We start from the raw sequence: 540 nt of genomic DNA, 5'->3' as shown, positions 1-540 counted from the left end.
TCAGAATGAACGCCTTCTGCGCTTCCGTGAACTTCGATGCCTTCATCGTTTTCAGCTCCTCTCCCAGCCGGGGAAGGTTAGCCGAAAACTCCAGCTTCAAACGGTCCAGTTTTCAGGGGGCAGAGCATTTGAGATTGGTAGTCGGCGGGTGCTCTTGGGGCAAGCGCGCCGGACGTGGAGCCATCATTTGGAGCACCCCATATTGTAAAGTAGATGCTCCTATTTCGAGCTCGCTACACGTCATGCGGGTGACCGCTTCTTGGGGCCGCTGCTATTATGATGCCGCAGTGCCATTTTCCCGCCATACGGGTAGATCGTTCGACAACGAAGGGCTCGACCTCGCTGCATCTGCAACGGCAGCTAGGTCCGCATCGCGGCGATGTCATCAAGGATTTCGCTGCGCAACGGTTGAGCGTAAGCGCTGCCCCCATCCCACCTTCCAGCGCGGTTCTTGATGGGATCATTGGCTTCCATCGAGGTTGGATGATGGAGCTTCTCCATGGAGACTACATTGGAGGTTCTCTCGGTTGGCGGCTCCGG

Annotated in this window: 1 protein-coding gene; it reads right to left on the bottom strand. The window is 56.9% G+C overall.

Annotation, left to right across the window (positions count from 1 at the left end; translation table 11 throughout):
* Positions 1-360: 360 nt before the first annotated feature.
* Positions 361-540 (bottom strand): hypothetical protein (locus IB235_RS25485; protein WP_225612631.1); only part of this gene is annotated, 180 nt, incomplete at its 5' end.

The sequence above is a fragment of the Paracoccus sp. PAR01 genome, assembly GCF_014851995.1.
Lineage (GTDB): Bacteria > Pseudomonadota > Alphaproteobacteria > Rhodobacterales > Rhodobacteraceae > Paracoccus > Paracoccus litorisediminis.
Note: the sequence above shows the minus strand (reverse complement) of the source record. Positions and strands in the feature narration are given on the sequence as shown.